18 protein-coding genes and 1 pseudogene are annotated in these 15,291 nt (G+C 69.5%); 14 read left to right on the top strand and 5 right to left on the bottom strand.

Annotated elements, in window-relative coordinates; genetic code table 11:
• The 5 genes from VNR91_RS04055 to VNR91_RS04035 all read left to right on the top strand — a co-directional run.
• Positions 1-237, top strand: a 237-nt coding sequence (locus VNR91_RS04055) for a PhoH family protein (RefSeq protein ID WP_325489504.1), incomplete at its 5' end; no start/stop codon positions are given.
• Entirely contained in the window at positions 234-746 is a 513-nt protein-coding gene (gene ybeY, locus VNR91_RS04050) for an rRNA maturation RNase YbeY (RefSeq protein WP_325489503.1), read from the top strand. The genes VNR91_RS04055 and ybeY, both read left to right, overlap by 4 nt.
• 8 nt (positions 747-754) lie before the next feature.
• Positions 755-1,675 carry a hemolysin family protein gene (locus VNR91_RS04045; protein WP_325489502.1) on the top strand — a complete coding sequence of 307 codons (921 nt, stop codon included), beginning with the start codon at positions 755-757 and terminating at the stop codon, positions 1,673-1,675.
• A gap of 147 nt (positions 1,676-1,822) precedes the next feature.
• A complete protein-coding gene (gene katG / locus VNR91_RS04040) occupies positions 1,823-4,036 on the top strand; it encodes a catalase/peroxidase HPI (protein WP_325489501.1) in 2,214 nt (737 codons plus the stop codon).
• A gap of 63 nt (positions 4,037-4,099) precedes the next feature.
• Entirely contained in the window at positions 4,100-5,431 is a 1,332-nt protein-coding gene (locus tag VNR91_RS04035) for a sorbosone dehydrogenase family protein (protein ID WP_325489500.1), read from the top strand.
• A 21-nt stretch (positions 5,432-5,452) separates the two neighbouring features.
• Here VNR91_RS04035 and VNR91_RS04030 read toward each other — a convergent pair whose 3' ends face one another.
• On the bottom strand, positions 5,453-5,755 hold the full coding sequence (locus VNR91_RS04030) for a polyhydroxyalkanoic acid system family protein (protein WP_325489499.1): 303 nt from the start codon (positions 5,753-5,755) through the stop codon (positions 5,453-5,455).
• Entirely contained in the window at positions 5,752-6,174 is a 423-nt protein-coding gene (locus tag VNR91_RS04025; protein WP_325489498.1) for a VOC family protein, read from the bottom strand. Before VNR91_RS04025 ends, VNR91_RS04030 begins: the two co-directional genes overlap by 4 nt.
• Positions 6,175-6,227: 53 nt before the next feature.
• Here VNR91_RS04025 and lnt point away from each other — a divergent pair, with 53 nt between their 5' ends.
• The 5 genes from lnt to VNR91_RS04000 all read left to right on the top strand — a co-directional run bounded on the left by lnt (position 6,228) and on the right by VNR91_RS04000 (position 10,938).
• Complete coding sequence (lnt, locus tag VNR91_RS04020; protein WP_325489506.1) at positions 6,228-7,775, top strand: apolipoprotein N-acyltransferase; 1,548 nt, start codon at positions 6,228-6,230, stop codon at positions 7,773-7,775.
• A 65-nt stretch (positions 7,776-7,840) separates the two neighbouring features.
• The gene (gene metK, locus VNR91_RS04015; protein ID WP_325489497.1) at positions 7,841-9,025 is read left to right on the top strand and encodes a methionine adenosyltransferase; all 1,185 of its coding nucleotides are present in this window, start codon (positions 7,841-7,843) and stop codon (positions 9,023-9,025) included.
• Between the two features lie 138 nt (positions 9,026-9,163).
• A complete protein-coding gene (locus tag VNR91_RS04010; RefSeq protein ID WP_325489496.1) occupies positions 9,164-10,063 on the top strand; it encodes a hypothetical protein in 900 nt (299 codons plus the stop codon).
• 39 nt (positions 10,064-10,102) lie between these two features.
• A complete protein-coding gene (gene trmB / locus VNR91_RS04005) occupies positions 10,103-10,783 on the top strand; it encodes a tRNA (guanine(46)-N(7))-methyltransferase TrmB (protein ID WP_325489495.1) in 681 nt (226 codons plus the stop codon).
• Between the two features lie 23 nt (positions 10,784-10,806).
• On the top strand, positions 10,807-10,938 hold the full coding sequence (locus tag VNR91_RS04000) for a hypothetical protein (protein WP_325489494.1): 132 nt from the start codon (positions 10,807-10,809) through the stop codon (positions 10,936-10,938).
• Here VNR91_RS04000 and VNR91_RS03995 read toward each other — a convergent pair.
• Both VNR91_RS03995 and VNR91_RS03990 read right to left on the bottom strand, forming a co-directional pair.
• Entirely contained in the window at positions 10,927-12,057 is a 1,131-nt protein-coding gene (locus VNR91_RS03995) for a GNAT family N-acetyltransferase (RefSeq protein ID WP_325489493.1), read from the bottom strand. The genes VNR91_RS04000 and VNR91_RS03995 overlap by 12 nt on opposite strands.
• A gap of 50 nt (positions 12,058-12,107) precedes the next feature.
• On the bottom strand, positions 12,108-12,470 hold the full coding sequence (locus VNR91_RS03990) for an STAS/SEC14 domain-containing protein (RefSeq protein ID WP_325489492.1): 363 nt from the start codon (positions 12,468-12,470) through the stop codon (positions 12,108-12,110).
• A gap of 41 nt (positions 12,471-12,511) precedes the next feature.
• On the opposite strand from VNR91_RS03990, the gene VNR91_RS03985 reads away from it, so the two are divergent.
• From VNR91_RS03985 to VNR91_RS03975, 3 genes are all read left to right on the top strand, one after another.
• Positions 12,512-12,967, top strand: a complete 456-nt coding sequence (locus VNR91_RS03985) for a DUF2721 domain-containing protein (RefSeq protein ID WP_325489505.1) — start codon at positions 12,512-12,514, stop codon at positions 12,965-12,967.
• Positions 12,968-13,073: 106 nt separating this feature from the next.
• Positions 13,074-13,568 carry a DNA starvation/stationary phase protection protein gene (locus VNR91_RS03980; RefSeq protein WP_325489491.1) on the top strand — a complete coding sequence of 165 codons (495 nt, stop codon included), beginning with the start codon at positions 13,074-13,076 and terminating at the stop codon, positions 13,566-13,568.
• Between the two features lie 69 nt (positions 13,569-13,637).
• The gene (locus tag VNR91_RS03975; RefSeq protein ID WP_325489490.1) at positions 13,638-13,823 is read left to right on the top strand and encodes a DUF1328 family protein; all 186 of its coding nucleotides are present in this window, start codon (positions 13,638-13,640) and stop codon (positions 13,821-13,823) included.
• Here VNR91_RS03975 and VNR91_RS03970 read toward each other — a convergent pair.
• Entirely contained in the window at positions 13,804-14,661 is an 858-nt protein-coding gene (locus VNR91_RS03970; protein ID WP_325489489.1) for a metallophosphoesterase, read from the bottom strand. The genes VNR91_RS03975 and VNR91_RS03970 overlap by 20 nt on opposite strands.
• A 48-nt stretch (positions 14,662-14,709) precedes the next feature.
• Here VNR91_RS03970 and VNR91_RS03965 point away from each other — a divergent pair.
• Positions 14,710-15,291: pseudogene (locus VNR91_RS03965) on the top strand (ATP-dependent DNA ligase); the annotation flags it as partial.

The raw sequence follows: 15,291 nt of genomic DNA, 5'->3' as shown, positions 1-15,291 counted from the left end.
CCGGCGCAGATGAAGATGTTCCTGACCCGTTTCGGCCAGAACAGCCGCATGGTGATCTGCGGCGACCCGCGCCAGACCGACCTGCCCGGCGGGATGGCGGCGTCGGGCCTCAACGACGCGGTCGGGCGGCTGGAGGGAATCGAGAGCATCGCGATGGTCCGCTTTGGTGCCGGCGACGTCGTGCGGCACCCGATCGTCGGCCGCATCGTCGAGGCCTATGAGGGCGCGGAGGCATGAGCCTCGACGTCGCCGTGCTGCCGGAGGCGCCGTGGCCGGATCAGGATTGGGAGGGGCTGGCGACGCGCGCCGCGACCGCCGCGATCGAGCGCACGCCGCAGGGCGGCTGGATCAACTCGCCAACGCTGATCGAGATCGCGGTGCGGCTGACGTCGGACGACGAGGTCCGCACGCTCAACCGCCAGTATCGCGGCAAGGACAAGCCGACCAACGTGCTGTCGTTCCCGATGGTCCAGCCCGACCTGCTCGACACCGTCACCCAGGGCACCGACGATGGCGAGGTCATCCTGGGCGACATCGTGCTGGCGCATGGCGTGTGCGCGGCGGAAGCGGCGGAGAAGGGCATCAGCGTCGAGCATCATGCCACGCACCTGATTGTCCACGGCGTGCTCCATCTGCTAGGCCATGACCACGGCGACGATGCCGCGGCGGAGGCGATGGAAGAGGTGGAACGATCCGCGCTCGCCAGCCTCGGCATCGCCGACCCCTATCCCATCGATGAGGACTGACCACCGACATGGCCGAGGATCGAAGTCGCAGCGGCAACGGCGACTCCCCTGATTCCCCCAGCATATGGCGCGGCCTCAGGAACCTCATCTTCGGCGACGAGAGCGGCGAGACGCTGCGCGACCAGCTTGAGGAAGTGATCGAGCGGCACGAGGACGAGGCCGAGGACAGCCGGCCGATCGCCGGCGACCTGGCGCCGATCGAGCGGCAGATGCTGCGCAACCTGCTGCATTTCGGCGAGCGCGACGCCGGCGACATCGGCGTGCCACGCGCCGACATCATCGCGGTGGAGGAAGCTACCAGCTTCGCCGATCTGGTCGCGCTGTTCGCCGATGCCGGCCACAGCCGCCTGCCGGTCTATCGCGGCGCGCTGGATACCGTGATCGGCATGGTGCATATCAAGGACGTGTTCGCGGTGCTCGCCACCGACGCGCCGCCGCCCGCCAGCATCACCGCGCTGATGCGCCAGCCGCTCTACGTCCCGCAATCGATGGGCGCGATCGACCTGCTCGCGCAGATGCGCTCCAGCCGTACCCATCTGGCGGTGGTGCTCGACGAATATTCGGGAACCGAGGGCCTCATCACGATCGAGGATCTGATCGAGGAGATCACCGGCGAGATCGAGGATGAGCATGACGACGCGCCGGTGGCGATGCTGGTGCCGCTGCCCGGCGGCGCGTGGGACGCCGATGCGCGCGCCGAGTTGGAGGACGTCGCCGAGACGGTCGACAAGCGGCTGGCCGAGGTCGAGGAGGACGTCGACACGCTGGGCGGGCTCGCCTTCGTGCTCGCCGGCCACGTCCCCGCGCCGGGCGAATGCCTGCCCCATGCCAGCGGCTGGACGCTGGAGGTGACCCAGGCCGACGCGCGCCGCGTGACCCGGCTGATCCTGCACCCGCCCGAACCGGCGGCGGAAGGTGACGAGGGGTGATTCCGCCCGGCCGGTGATCGGCTGGGACGATCACCAACTTCATGATTTCATGTTTCTCCGATCACCGGAGCCGGTCTAGCCTTGCGTTCGCATGGCGGAACCGTGCCCGGCGCGGTGCGTCGAGAACCGGGATCAAGGAGACGGAATATGGATGCCAAGACCAGCGGTGACCCCCTCGGCTGTCCGATCAAGGAGCCGGCCGCGCTGCGCTCGCTGCTCGGGCGCTCCAACCGGGATTGGTGGCCGAACCAGCTGTCGCTCGACATCCTTCAGCAAAATGGCCTGTCGGGCAATCCGATGGGCGACGACTTCGACTATGCCACGGAGTTCAAGTCGCTCGACTATGCCGCGGTCAAGCGCGACCTGACCGCGCTGATGACCGACAGCCAGCCGTGGTGGCCGGCCGACTACGGCCATTACGGTCCGTTCTTCATCCGCATGGCGTGGCATTCGGCCGGCACCTATCGCACCGGCGACGGGCGCGGCGGCGCCAGCTCGGGCAACCAGCGGTTCGCCCCGCTCAACAGCTGGCCGGACAACGGCAACCTCGACAAGGCGCGCCGCCTGCTGTGGCCGATCAAGCAGAAATACGGGCGCAAGCTGAGCTGGGCCGACCTGATGATCCTGGCGGGCAACGTCGCGATCGAATCGATGGGCGGGCCGGTGTTCGGCTTCGGCGGCGGCCGCGCCGACGTGTGGGAACCGGAAAAGGACGTCTATTGGGGCACCGAGGAGGAATGGGTCGGCCATGCGAACAGCCAGACCCGCATCCAGCCCGATCGCGAGATGGTGCTCGAAAGCCCGCTCGCGGCGATCCAGATGGGGCTGATCTACGTCAATCCGGAAGGTCCGGGCGGCAACCCCGATCCGCTGCAATCGGCGCGCGATATCCGCGAGACCTTTGCCCGCATGGGGATGAACGACGAGGAGACCGCCGCGCTCACCGCTGGCGGGCATACCTTCGGCAAGGCGCACGGCGCCGGGGACGCGTCGCTGGTCGGCGCCGAGCCTGAGGGCGCCGACATCGCGCAGATGGGGCTGGGGTGGGCCTCGACGCATGAAAGCGGGGTCGGGGATCACACCATCACCTCGGGGATCGAGGGGGCATGGACGCCGACGCCGACGCGCTGGGACATGAGCTTCTTCGACATGCTGCTCGACCACGAATACGAACTGGTGCGCAGTCCGGCCGGCGCGAAACAGTGGCAGCCGGTCGGCAACCCGCCCGAGACGCTGGCGCCCAAGGCGCATACGCCTGGCGTGAAAGTGCCGACGATGATGACCACCGCCGACATGGCGATGAAAGCCGATCCCGCCTATCGCGCGATCTGCGAGCGGTTCCGCGCAGATCCGGCTTATTTCGCCGATACCTTCGCCCGCGCGTGGTTCAAGCTGTGCCACCGCGACATGGGGCCGAAGGCGCGCTATCTCGGCCCCGAAGTGCCCGCCGAGGACCTGATCTGGCAGGATCCGATCCCCGCCGCGAGCGGCCCGGCGCTGACCGACGGTGACATTGGGGCGCTGAAGGATCGCATCGCGGCGTCCGGCCTGTCGGTCGCCGAGCTGGTGACGACGGCGTGGGCGTCGGCATCGACCTATCGCGGTTCGGATCATCGCGGCGGCGCCAACGGCGGCCGCATCCGGCTGGCCCCGCAAAAGGACTGGGACGTCAACCAGCCCGAGCAGCTCGCCCGCGTCCTCACCGTCTATGAAGGGATCAAGGCCGATTCGGGCACGTCGGTATCGATCGCGGATCTGATCGTGCTGGGCGGATCGGTCGGGATCGAGCAGGCCGCGCGCGCCGCCGGCCATGCGATCGAGGTGCCGTTCACCCCCGGCCGCACCGACGCGACGCAGGAACAGACCGACGTCGACAATATCGCGGTGCTCGAACCGCGCGTCGACGGCTTTCGTAACTACCTTCAGGTGCGGTTCAACGTGCCGACCGAGGAGCTGCTGATCGATCGCGCGCAATTGCTCGGCCTCAGCGCGCCGGAGATGACGGTGCTGGTCGGCGGCCTGCGCGTGCTGGGCGCCAACCACGGCGGATCGCCGCACGGCGTGCTGACCGACCGGCCGGGCCAGCTCACCACCGATTTCTTCGTCAACCTGCTCGACATGGGCACGGCGTGGAAGGAGGTCGATGAGACCGGCGACGAGCTGTACGTCGGCACCGATCGCGCGACGGATGAGCAACGCTGGACCGCGACGCGCACCGACCTGGTGTTTGGATCGAATTCGCAGCTGCGCGCGCTGGCGGAGGTCTATGCCTCGGCCGATGCCGGCCCCGCGTTCGTCGGTGCTTTCGTCAAGGCGTGGACCAAGGTGATGAACGCCGACCGGTTCGACCTGTCGGCCTGACCGCGGCCCCCGGCGCGCCGCCGCGCGATTGCACGGCGGCGCGCCGGGGCGTAGCTAGACGTCATGCGCAGACATATCCTGATCGTCCTTGGCCTCATCGCCCTCGTGATCCTCGGCGGCTGGCTGTGGATCAGCCGGCCCGACCAGGCCCGCACCCCGATCGCCGAACTGTTCGGGCCGCGTCCCAACATCACCGATCCGCGAAAGCAGACGGTGCCGACGGTCAAGGTGGCGGAGGCGATCGGCTGGCCGGACGGCGCCGCGCCGACCCCGGCGGCGGGACTGAAGGTCGCGCGGTTCGCACAGGGGCTCGATCATCCGCGCTGGCTCTACCGCCTGCCCAACGGCGACGTGCTGGTGGCGGAGAGCAACGCGCCCCCGCGCGACGGCGGCGGCATCCAGGGCTGGGTGGAAAAGCGGCTGATGCGCCGCGCCGGCGCCGGCGTGCCCTCCGCCAACCGAATCACCCTGTTGCGCGACGCCAACGGCGACGGCGTGGCGGAGGCGAAGACGGTGCTGGTCGACGGGCTCAACTCGCCGTTCGGCATGGCGCTGGTCGGCGACTGGCTCTACGTCGCCAACACCGATGCGGTGGTGCGCTTCCCGTTCAAACCGGGCGATACCAAGATCACCGCCAAGCCCGAGCATGTCACTCGCCTGCCCGGCGACGGCGACGGCCACTGGACGCGCAACATCCTCCCTTCGGCCGACGGCAAGTCGCTCTACATCACCGTGGGTTCGTCGACCAACATCGCCGACAACGGGATCGAGGCCGAACGCTATCGCGCCAACATCCTCGAGCTTAATCTCCAGACCCGCGCGCTGCGGATCTATGCCGCCGGGCTGCGCAACCCCAACGGGCTGGCGTTCGAGCCGAAGAGCGGCCGGCTGTGGACCACGGTCAACGAGCGCGACATGCTCGGGTCGGACCTGCCGCCCGACTACATGACCGCGGTCGACATGGGCGATCACTTCGGCTGGCCGTGGTTCTATTGGGGCGGCTATCCCGACAAGCGCGTCGAGCCGGGCAACCCCGCGCTGCAGGAATATTCGAAGCGGCCCGATTATGCGCTGGGCCCGCACACCGCCTCGCTCGGTCTCGCCTTTGCCGGCGACGCGAAGCTGGGGCCGAACTTCGCCAACGGCGCGTTCGTCGGCCAGCACGGATCGTGGAACCGCGAGCCGGTGTCGGGCTACAAGGTGATCTACGTGCCGTTCGGCGACAACGGCTTCCCCGCCAAGGGCGCCCAGCCGGTCGACGTGCTGACCGGCTTTCTCGACGCCCGGGGCAAGGCGCAGGGCCGGCCGGTCGGCGTCATCACCGACGCCACCGGCGCGCTGCTGGTCGCGGACGATGTCGGCAACGTGATCTGGCGCGTCAGCGCGGCGCAATAGGCGCGGGGCGCGCGCGGCTGTCTATTCGAGTAGCGTGGGCACGTCCCTCGCCAGCTTGTCGCGGATACGGTCGGCGAACAGCGCCAGCATCGGCGGCAGGTCGAACTCCGCGTGGAGCGTCGCCTCCGCCACCGCAATCCGGCTGGCGACGCGCTGGCCCAGCGCCTCGACCGTCAGGTGGAGCGTGTCGCCGTCCCAACGCTGTTCGGTGATCGCGCCGCCCGGCACGAATTCGGCGAGCTTGCCGGTGCCCTGCTCGATCCGCGCCCGCGCGCCATCGCGCCCCAGCGTGTGTGGAATGTCGATCGAGATCGGCTGGGTCATGTCGCGAACAGCATCGAATCGTCGGCGAATGCCTTGAATTCCAGTGCGTTGCCGCTGGGATCGCGAAAGAACATCGTCGCCTGCTCGCCCGGCTGGCCCTTGAAGCGGATGTGCGGCGCGATGCCGAACGCGATGCCCGCCGCCGCGACTCGCTCGGCCAGCGCCTGCCAGTCGGCCATGGTCAGCACCACGCCGAAATGCGGCACCGGCACGTCATGGCCGTCGACCGCGTTCTCGACCGCGACCGGCCGCGCGCCGGGATCCAGGTGGGTGACGATCTGGTGGCCGAACAGGTCGAAATCGATCCAGTGATCGGCCGATCGCCCCTCCGGGCACCCCATCACTCCGCCGTAAAAGGCGCGCGCGGCGGACAGGTCGTGGACCGGAAAGGCGAGGTGGAACGGGCGGAGATCAGGCATGACGCCGGGCTAGCAAATCGCGCGCGTCTCGGCGATAGCCCGCGTTGGTGAGGCTGCTTCGTTCCCCCCTGCTCTGGTCGCTGCTGCTCGGCGCCATCGCCGCGCTCGGCTTCGCGCCGCTCGATCTGTGGCCGCTGACGCTGGCCGCGCTCGCGCTGTGGATGCGGCTGGTCCACGACGCGCCGACGCTGCGTCGGGTGCTCGCGGTCGGCTGGGGGTTCGGCGTCGGCCATTTCGCGATCGCCAACAACTGGATCCAGCACGCGTTCGACTTGCAGGACAAGATGCCGCCCGCGCTAGGCTATCTCGCGGTGGTGCTGGTCGCGCTGTACCTCGCCGTCTACCCGATGCTGGCGGCCGGCGCCGCGTGGCGGCTGGCCTCTCCGCGCGCGGCGGGCGATGCGGCGGCGCGGCCGGGCGGGGCGTTCGTCGCGGTGTTCGCCGCCGCGTGGATCGTCGCCGAATGGCTGCGCGCGACGATGTTCACCGGCTATGCGTGGGATCCGCTGGGCGTCGCGTGGCTGCCGGTGATCGGCGTGGCGCGGCTGGGGGCGTGGATCGGCACCTATGCGCTGTCGGGCGTCACCGTGCTGGCGGCAGGTGCGCTGTTGCTGCTGGTGGGCGAGCGGCGCTGGCGCCTGGCCGCCGGGGTGGCGGTGCCGTTGGTGAGCGCCGCGATCCTGCTCGCCCCGCCGCGCGCGCCGCCCGGCGACCCCGGCCGCCGCATCCGCGTGGTCCAGCCCAATGTCGGGCAGGACGCGGTGCGCGCGCCCGACTATGCCCGCCGCATCCTGCTGACGATGGCGGCACTGTCGGAACGCCCCGGCCCGGTACCGCGGCTGGTGGTGTGGCCGGAAGGGTCGGTCGATCCGTTCATCGAGGACGGCTATCCGGCGTCGTGGTATTTCCGCGGCTATCCCGGCCCGACCCGCGCGATCATCGCCCGCGCGCTCGGTCCGCGTGATCGCGCGCTGGTCGGGGGCAGCGCGCTGTTCTTCGATTCGGCGGGGGAAGTCAGCGGCGCCGGCAACGCGATCTTCGTCGTCGGCCCCGATGCGCGGCTGGGCGGGCGCTATGACAAGGCGCATCTGGTGCCCTATGGCGAATATCTGCCGATGCGCGCGCTGCTGGAGCCGATCGGCCTGTCGCGGCTGGTCGCCGGCGAGATCGATTTCGTCCCCGGCCCCGGCCCGCGCACGCTGAGCGTGCCGGGGTTCGGCGCGATCGGGATGCAGATCTGCTACGAGATCATCTTTTCCGGACAGGTGGTCGATCGCGCCCACCGGCCCGCGCTGTTGTTCAATCCGTCGAACGACGGCTGGTTCGGCGCCTGGGGGCCGCCGCAGCACCTGGCGCAGGCGCGGATGCGCGCGATCGAGGAGGGGCTGCCGGTGGTGCGGTCGACTCCCGACGGCATCTCTGCGGTGATCGCCGCCGACGGCCGCGTGCTCGGCACCGTGCCCCGCCATATCGCCGGCGCGATCGAACTGCCGATGCCGTCCGCGCTGCCGCCGACATTGTTCTCCCGTACCGGCAACTGGATGGCCGGATTCGCCGTGCTGATGCTGCTCGCGCTTGCAGCCGCGCTCCGCCGTCGCTAGGCGACACAGCGGACATAAGGATTTCTTTATATCGCGCGACGCGCGCCAACCCTAAGGCTGCATCCATGCGTTCAAACTATCTCTTCACCTCCGAATCGGTCTCCGAGGGCCATCCCGACAAGGTCGCCGACCAGATCTCCGACGCGGTGGTCGATCTGTTCCTGTCGCGCGATCCGGTCGCGCGTGTGGCGTGCGAGACGATGGTGACCACCCAGCGCGTGGTGCTGGCGGGCGAAGTCCGCTGCGACGACGCGACCTTCCCCAGCCTGGAGGAGATCGAGCAGGCCGCGCGCGAGACGATCCGCCGCATCGGCTACGAACAGCATGGTTTCCACTGGCAGACCGCCGAGTTCGCCTGCCACCTCCACGGCCAGAGCGCGCACATCGCGCAGGGCGTCGATGAGAGCGGCAACAAGGACGAGGGCGCCGGCGATCAGGGCATCATGTTCGGCTTCGCCTGCGACGAGACGCCGGAACTGATGCCGGCGACGCTTTATTACTCGCACCGCATCCTCGAGAAGATGGCGGCTGATCGCCACGCGCGCGTCGTCGATTTCCTTGAGCCCGACGCCAAGAGCCAGGTCACGCTCAAGTTCGAGAACGGCGTTCCCACCGGCGCCACCGCGCTGGTCGTCTCCACCCAGCATTCGACCGCGCTGTCGAACGACGCCGGGCAGAAGCGGCTGCGCGACTATGTGATGACGGTGTTCGAGGAGGTCATGCCCAAGGGCTGGATGCCCGCCGACCAGAGCCAGATCTACGTCAACCCGACCGGGCTGTTCGAGATCGGCGGCCCCGACGGCGACGCCGGGTTGACCGGGCGCAAGATCATCGTCGACACCTATGGCGGCGCGGCCCCGCACGGCGGCGGCGCCTTTTCGGGCAAGGATCCGACCAAGGTCGACCGGTCGGCCGCCTATATCAGTCGCTATCTGGCGAAGAACATCGTCGCCGCCGGCCTCGCCAAGCGGTGCACGATCCAGCTGAGCTATGCGATCGGCATCGCCGAGCCGCTGTCGCTCTATGTCGACACCCACGGCACCGGCACCGTCGAGGAAGCCAAGATCGAGGCGGCACTGCCCAAGCTGGTGCGCCTGACGCCGAAGGGCATCCGCACCCACCTGGCGATGAACAAGCCGATCTACCAGCCGACCGCCGCCTATGGCCATTTCGGCCGCAAGCCGGAGGGCGATCTGTTCACCTGGGAGCGCACCGACCTGGTCGACGCGCTGAAGGACGCGCTGCGCTGATCCCGCGACCGATGCGATGAAGGGGGGCGTTCCGGGCGACCGGGACGCCCCTTTTCGTCGCGCGCCTTATTGACTACGTATGTAATCACACTACCCCTTGGCGCTCCGGGCGGATCGACCGTCCAGGGGAGGGGGTCGATGTCCTTGTCCTTGCTGATCGCGGTCGCGCTGTCGCTGGCCACGCCTGCCGCTGCCGATACGCCGCCCGCACCCGCGCCCGCCCCCGAGGCTGAGGTCGCGCTGGAGCGGTGGCGCAGTCGCTGGGTGCTCACCGCCGAAATCGCCGGCAAGCCGCGCAAATATCTGTTCGACACCGCCGCCGGACTGACGCTGGTCCACCCCGATACGGCGAAGGCTGCGGGGTGTGCGCCTTGGGGGCGGATGACCGGATATCGGATGATGGGCGATCGCCATGACGCCCCGCGCTGCAACGGGCTGCCGATGACAATCGGCGGGCTCACCCTCACCCCGGCGGTCAGCGGGCTGATCGACATGGCCAAGCTCAACCCCGCCGACGCCGAACTGGACGGGGTGATCGGCCTCAACCTGTTCGAGGGGCGCGCGGTGACGATCGACTTCGCCGCCGGCCGGCTGACGGTGGAAAGCCCCGCCAGCCTGGCCGCGCGCATCGCGACGATGCGGCCGCTGTCGGTGCGCCAGAGCCGCGAGGTCGGCGGGCTGGCGCTGGCGGTGCTGGCCGAGGTGCCGACCGCGAAGGGGCCGCTGTGGATGGAGCTCGATTCGGGCAATGGCGGCACGGTGCTGGTGTCGAAGCCGATGGCGGCGCTGGTCGGGCTCGACCCGGCGAACGAGGGGCGCCAGGCCGCCGATTTCGTCGTCACCGGCGATGTCCGCGCCACCACCGACGCCGCCTTCGCCCCCGACATGATCATCGACGGCAATCTGGGGATGCCGTTCCTGCGCAACTGGGTGGTGACGTTCGATCTGGCGCACGGCCGCGCGTGGCTGGGCAAGCCGCCGGTCGGTCCCGCCCCCGCGCCGCCTTTGCCGCCCCCGCCGGCATCGGCGCAACGCTGAAGCTTGCGCGCGCGGCGGGTGGCGCTATGTCCGCCCGCCATGGTCGATCCCGCCACCCACCGCCAACTCTATGGCCGCCGTCAGGGGCACAAGCTGCGTCAGGGCCAGGCGGCGCTGGTCGAGGAATTGCTGCCGCGAGTCGCGGTGGCGGAGACCGGGGCGCTCGACGCGAAGGCGCTGTTCGGCGCGGATCGCCCGCTCGAGCTGGAGATCGGTTTCGGCGGCGGCGAGCATCTCGCCGCGCAGGCGGCGGCGCGGCCGGGGACCGGTTTCATCGGGTGCGAGCCGTTCCTCAACGGCGTGGTCGCCGCGCTCGGCCATATCCGCGACGGGCGGCTGGACAATGTCCGTCTCCACATGGGTGACGCGCTCGACGTGGTCGAACGGCTGCCCGATGCCAGCCTCGACCGGCTCTATCTGCTGCATCCCGATCCGTGGCCCAAGGCGCGCCACGCCAAGCGGCGCATGGTCAACCACGGCCCGCTCGACCTGATCGCGGCCAAGCTCAAGCTGGGTGCCGAGTTCCGGCTGGGCACCGACGATCCCACCTATTGCCGCTGGGCGATGATGGTGATGAACGCGCGGCGCGATTTCGTCTGGCGGGCCGGGCACCCGCGCGACTTCCTGACCCGCCCGGCCGACTGGCCGGAAACGCGCTACGAACGCAAGGCGCGGCGCCAGGGACACGAGGTGTGGTACTTCCGCTACGTGCGCGGATAGAGTGCGGGGCAGGAGACGCTGTGATGCCGCCAGCCCCGTCCGAAGCCGAACGCCGCATCGCATCGCGCCGGGTGGTCGCCGATCCGGCCTTTGTCGGCCCCGAACGCCGCCTTGTCGTCCGTCGCGCCGCCGATCGCGCGCGATCAGGACTCTGACGGAAGCTCCCGCGTGTCCGGCGTCGTCGGGTGGTGCCCGCTGCGCCGCCACGCGAACGCCAGCGCCCGCGCCGCCACCGCGCCGATCCCCGGCCGCACCAGCAGCCAGTCGCGGATCGCCGGGCCTGGTTCGGCGCCGATCGTGCGCTTGTAGCCGCTGTCGCCAGCGCCCCAGTCGACACGGGTGATGCCGTCGGCGATGCCGCGCACCAGATTGCGGTAATAGAGCAATTTGCCCGGCGAATGCTTGGCAAAGGCGGGGTCGTAGCTGTTGGCGACGGCATATTTCAGCGCGCCCAGATTGAGGTCGAAGGAAAAGGCGGCGGGCTTGCCGGCGACGTCCAGCACCGCCGCCCACATCATCGACGCGATCACCGGATCGGTCGCGGCGGCGCGCCAGAAGCGGCCGTGGCCGTCGTCGGTGAACTTGGCGTCGCGTCCGTCGGTGCGCGACGCGATCCAGCTCGCCCGCTCGATCGCCGCCAGATCGTCGAACGCGCGGCTGGCCCAGTCCGCGCCGCCGACGAAGCGCCAGTCGAGCGTGCCGTGGGCTCCCAGATGCTTTTCGTGGAAACGGTTCTTCTTGAGCGTCGAGTTGCGCGGCCAGGCCGCATCGCGCCGCGCGGCGGCGATATCGAGCAGATAGCTGTCGGCGACGAAGCGATCGAGCACCGCCCAACCGCGCGCGCGCGCCGCGTCTATCAGCGGCCCGGCGGCGGGATCGTCGTCATAGACCGGGCCGATGCGCAGCGCCGTCACCGCGCGCGCCAGCCGCGCCAACGCGGTGTCGAACGCGCCCGCGCCGGCGTCCGCCCGGACGGGAAAGCTGCGGAACGGCCAATAGCTGCCCGGCACCGCCGCCATCCCCAGCCAGCGCGGCCCGGTCGCGACCATCGGCAGCGCCAGCACCGGCGTACCTTCGCGTTCGACGATCAGCGTGCGTGCTTCCCCGCCATAGGCGGCCAGCGCGGCGGCGTACCAGCCATAGCGCAGGAATCGCTGGCCGGGCGGTGCCCGCTCGGCGACCGCGTCGATCGCGCCGGCCAGCCCGTCGCCCAGCTGCGCGCCATGGACCGGCGGCAGGCGCGCGAAATCGGCGAGCGGCATCGGCTTGTTCATCGCACCCCCTTAACCGTCAGGCGTTACCAAGCGGTGAGGGCCAGGCACGGTCAGCGCCGTTCCGCCGCCCATCGCCGCGCCTCCGCGATCCGCTCCATCGGGAAGGTGCGGATCTCTGACGGCATCAACGCTCCCACCGAGCGCGCCACCGGGCCGATCCAGCCCGAATCGGTGACCACGGCGGCGCGGGCGAACCGGTGGATATGGCCAAGGCTCCACGCCATGTTGCGCCACCACAGCGCCGGATCGATCCCGGCGAAGTCACGGATCACCTCGACCACGTTCAACTGGCGGTGAGTCTCCAGCAGCCGTTCCAGCTCGGTAACGACGCGGTCGAACTCGGCGCGCCCGATCGCGCCGTCGACGGTGATCTCGACCACTCCGGTCGCGTCGTCGCTGGTGATCGTCAGCATGATTTGCCTCCTGCGCCCCGGCACCATAACGTCCGCCGGTGATGTTCTCTCCCGGTCTCTCCACCGTTGCCGCGACGATCCAGACGGCGATCGCGCCGGTATTCCTGCTTGCGGGGATCGGATCGATCCTCAACGTGCTGGCCGGGCGCATGGCGCGCGTGGTCGACCGCGTCCGCGCGCTGGAGGTGCTGCACCCAAGATCGTCGGGGCCGGAGCATGAGCGCCACGTCCGCGAGCTGCGCATCCTCGACTGGCGGATCTGGGTGATCAACTGGGCGCTGTCGTTCTGCGTCGCCAGCGCGGTGGCGATCTGCCTGGTGGTGGCGCTGTTGTTCGTGGCGCGGCTGGTCAATCTCCACATCGGCACCACCGCCGCCGTCTCGTTCATCTTCGCGATGCTGATGCTGACGATCGGGTTGCTGCTGTTCCTGTTCGAGGTGCGGCTGTCTCTGCGGGCGATCAAGGTTCGCGCCGAGTTGCTCGAGCACGATCGGTGACGCCTGCGCTCGATCTGCATGATCGAACCATTTCATGAGTCCGCTGCGGAGCGAATCGCGCTATCATTGGTTTCTGAGCCGAAACCATCCTTTCATGGAGATTGACATGGCCAAACCCGCCGCGCTTGCCACCCCGACCGACCTCAACCGCAACGATACCAAGAGCGTTGCCGATGCATTGAACGGGGCGCTGGCGGATTGTTTCGCGCTGTACCTCAAGACCAAGAATTTCCACTGGCACGTGTCCGGTCCGCATTTCCGCGACTATCACCTGCTGCTCGACGAACAGGGTGCGGAAATCTACGCGATCACCGACGCGATCGCCGAACGCGTGCGCAAGACCGGTAACACGACCCTGCGCTCGATCGGTGACATCGCCCGTCACCAGAGCCTCACGGACAACGACAGGGACTTCGTCGCCCCGGCCGACATGCTGGCCGAGTTGCGCGACGACAATCTCAAGCTGGTCGAGACGTTCCGCGCGGTGAAGGATGCCGCCGACGAGGCCAAGGACAACGCCACCAGCGGCATCGTCGACGAATGGACCGATCAGGCCGAACGCCGCGCCTGGTTCCTGTTCGAGGCCAGCCGCGGCGCCTGATGCCCTTCCGGGCCGGGGAACTTCCCCGGCCGCCGGGCGGTTGATGCGACACGTCCAAAGGAGAGACACATGCTGCGTTGGGCTATCATCTTCCTCGTCGCCGGGCTGGTCATGGCGCTGCTCGGCTTTGGCGGGATCGGCGGCGCGTTCATCGGCATCGCCAAGATCCTGTTCTTCGTCGCGATCGCGGTGTTCGTCGTGCTGCTCGTACTCGGCCTCATGGCTGGCAAGGGCGTCAAGAACGCGCTCGACTGACGCCGCGCCGGGCGGGCCCGACCGTGATCAGCCACAGGTCGGGCGGCGCCCCGAAACGGAGCGGGACCACGCTGGTCCCGACTCCGCCGGTGACGATCACCAGCCGTCCGCCCTCGCGCACGATGCCGCATCGGTAGCGATCGCCATAAGCCGAGGGCACCGCGATCGGCCCCCACCATGGCACCACGATCTGCCCGCAATGGGTGTGCCCCGCCAGGAGCAGCGCGCCGCCGGCAGGCAATCGGGGTGCGAGGTCGGGCGAATGCGTGACCAGCAGCGGTGCGCCCGCGATCCGGCGCCGTGCCGCCAGCGCGATCGGTAGCGAATCATTCCCCGTCGCCGCGTCGTCGATCCCAATGATCGCCAGAGGGCCGCGCGCCACGGCGCCATTTGCCACCACCTTCACCCCGGCCCGATCCAGCGCCGACCGCACTGCCGCCAGATCGGTCCAGTGATCGTGATTGCCGGGCACCGCGACCACGCCCAGCCGCGCGTCGAGCAACGACAGCGGCCCGGTCAACCGCGCGGCAAAGGCGCGGCCCTGCGCCGGATTGTGCCCGGCGACGAAATCGCCTGCCAGCAGCACCAGATCGGGTCCAAGCCGGTTGACCTGCGGGACGATGCGCCGCAGCCGCGCGCCGTCCATCACCACGCTGCCGATATGGATGTCGCTGATCAGCGCCACCTGCACTGGCGGCGCCCCGCGTGGCCAATGTGGCAACGCTATCGTCGCGCGGCGCACCACCGGGTCGGCACGCGCGTTGGCCAGGCCCCATAGCAACACCGCGGCGGCGATACCGCCGCCGAGCAGGATCAGGATCATCAGCCGCCGCACCATTGCCCCGACGCTGGCGGAACTTGCGCGCGGCGTCCATGTTCCAGTGTCATGCGCGCTTTCGCCGACCTGCTCGATCGCCTGATCTACACCCGCGCGCGCAATGCGAAGCTCAAGCTGATCGGCGACTACCTGCGTGGCACCCCCGATCCCGATCGCGGCTGGGCGCTGGCGGCGCTGACGGGAGAGGTGGATCTGCCCGCTATCAAGCCGGCGACGATCCGTGCAATGGTCGATTCCCGCGTCGATCCGGTGCTGTTCCGCATGAGCCGCGATTTTGTCGGCGATTCGGCTGAGACGGTCGCGCTGATCTGGCCCGAGCCCGACGCGCCGGTGATCGGCGAGCCGCTGCGGCTGGCCGACGCGGTCGATCGCCTGGCCGCGCTGTCGCGATCCGACGCCCCGGCGGTGCTCGGCGCGATGCTTGATCGGCTCCAGGCCGACGAACGCTTCGCGCTGCTCAAGCTGGCGACCGGGGCGCTGCGTGTCGGTGTGTCCGCGCGGCTGGCCAAGACCGCGCTGGCGCAGGCGTTCGGCGTCGATGTCGCGACGGTCGAGGAGGTGTGGCACGGCCTTGCCCCGCCTTATGCCGCGCTGTTCGCATGGGTGGAGGGGCGCGGCGCACAGCCGACC

Source organism: Sphingomonas sp., assembly GCF_035555815.1.
Lineage (GTDB): Bacteria > Pseudomonadota > Alphaproteobacteria > Sphingomonadales > Sphingomonadaceae > Sphingomonas.
Note: the sequence above shows the minus strand (reverse complement) of the source record. Positions and strands in the feature narration are given on the sequence as shown.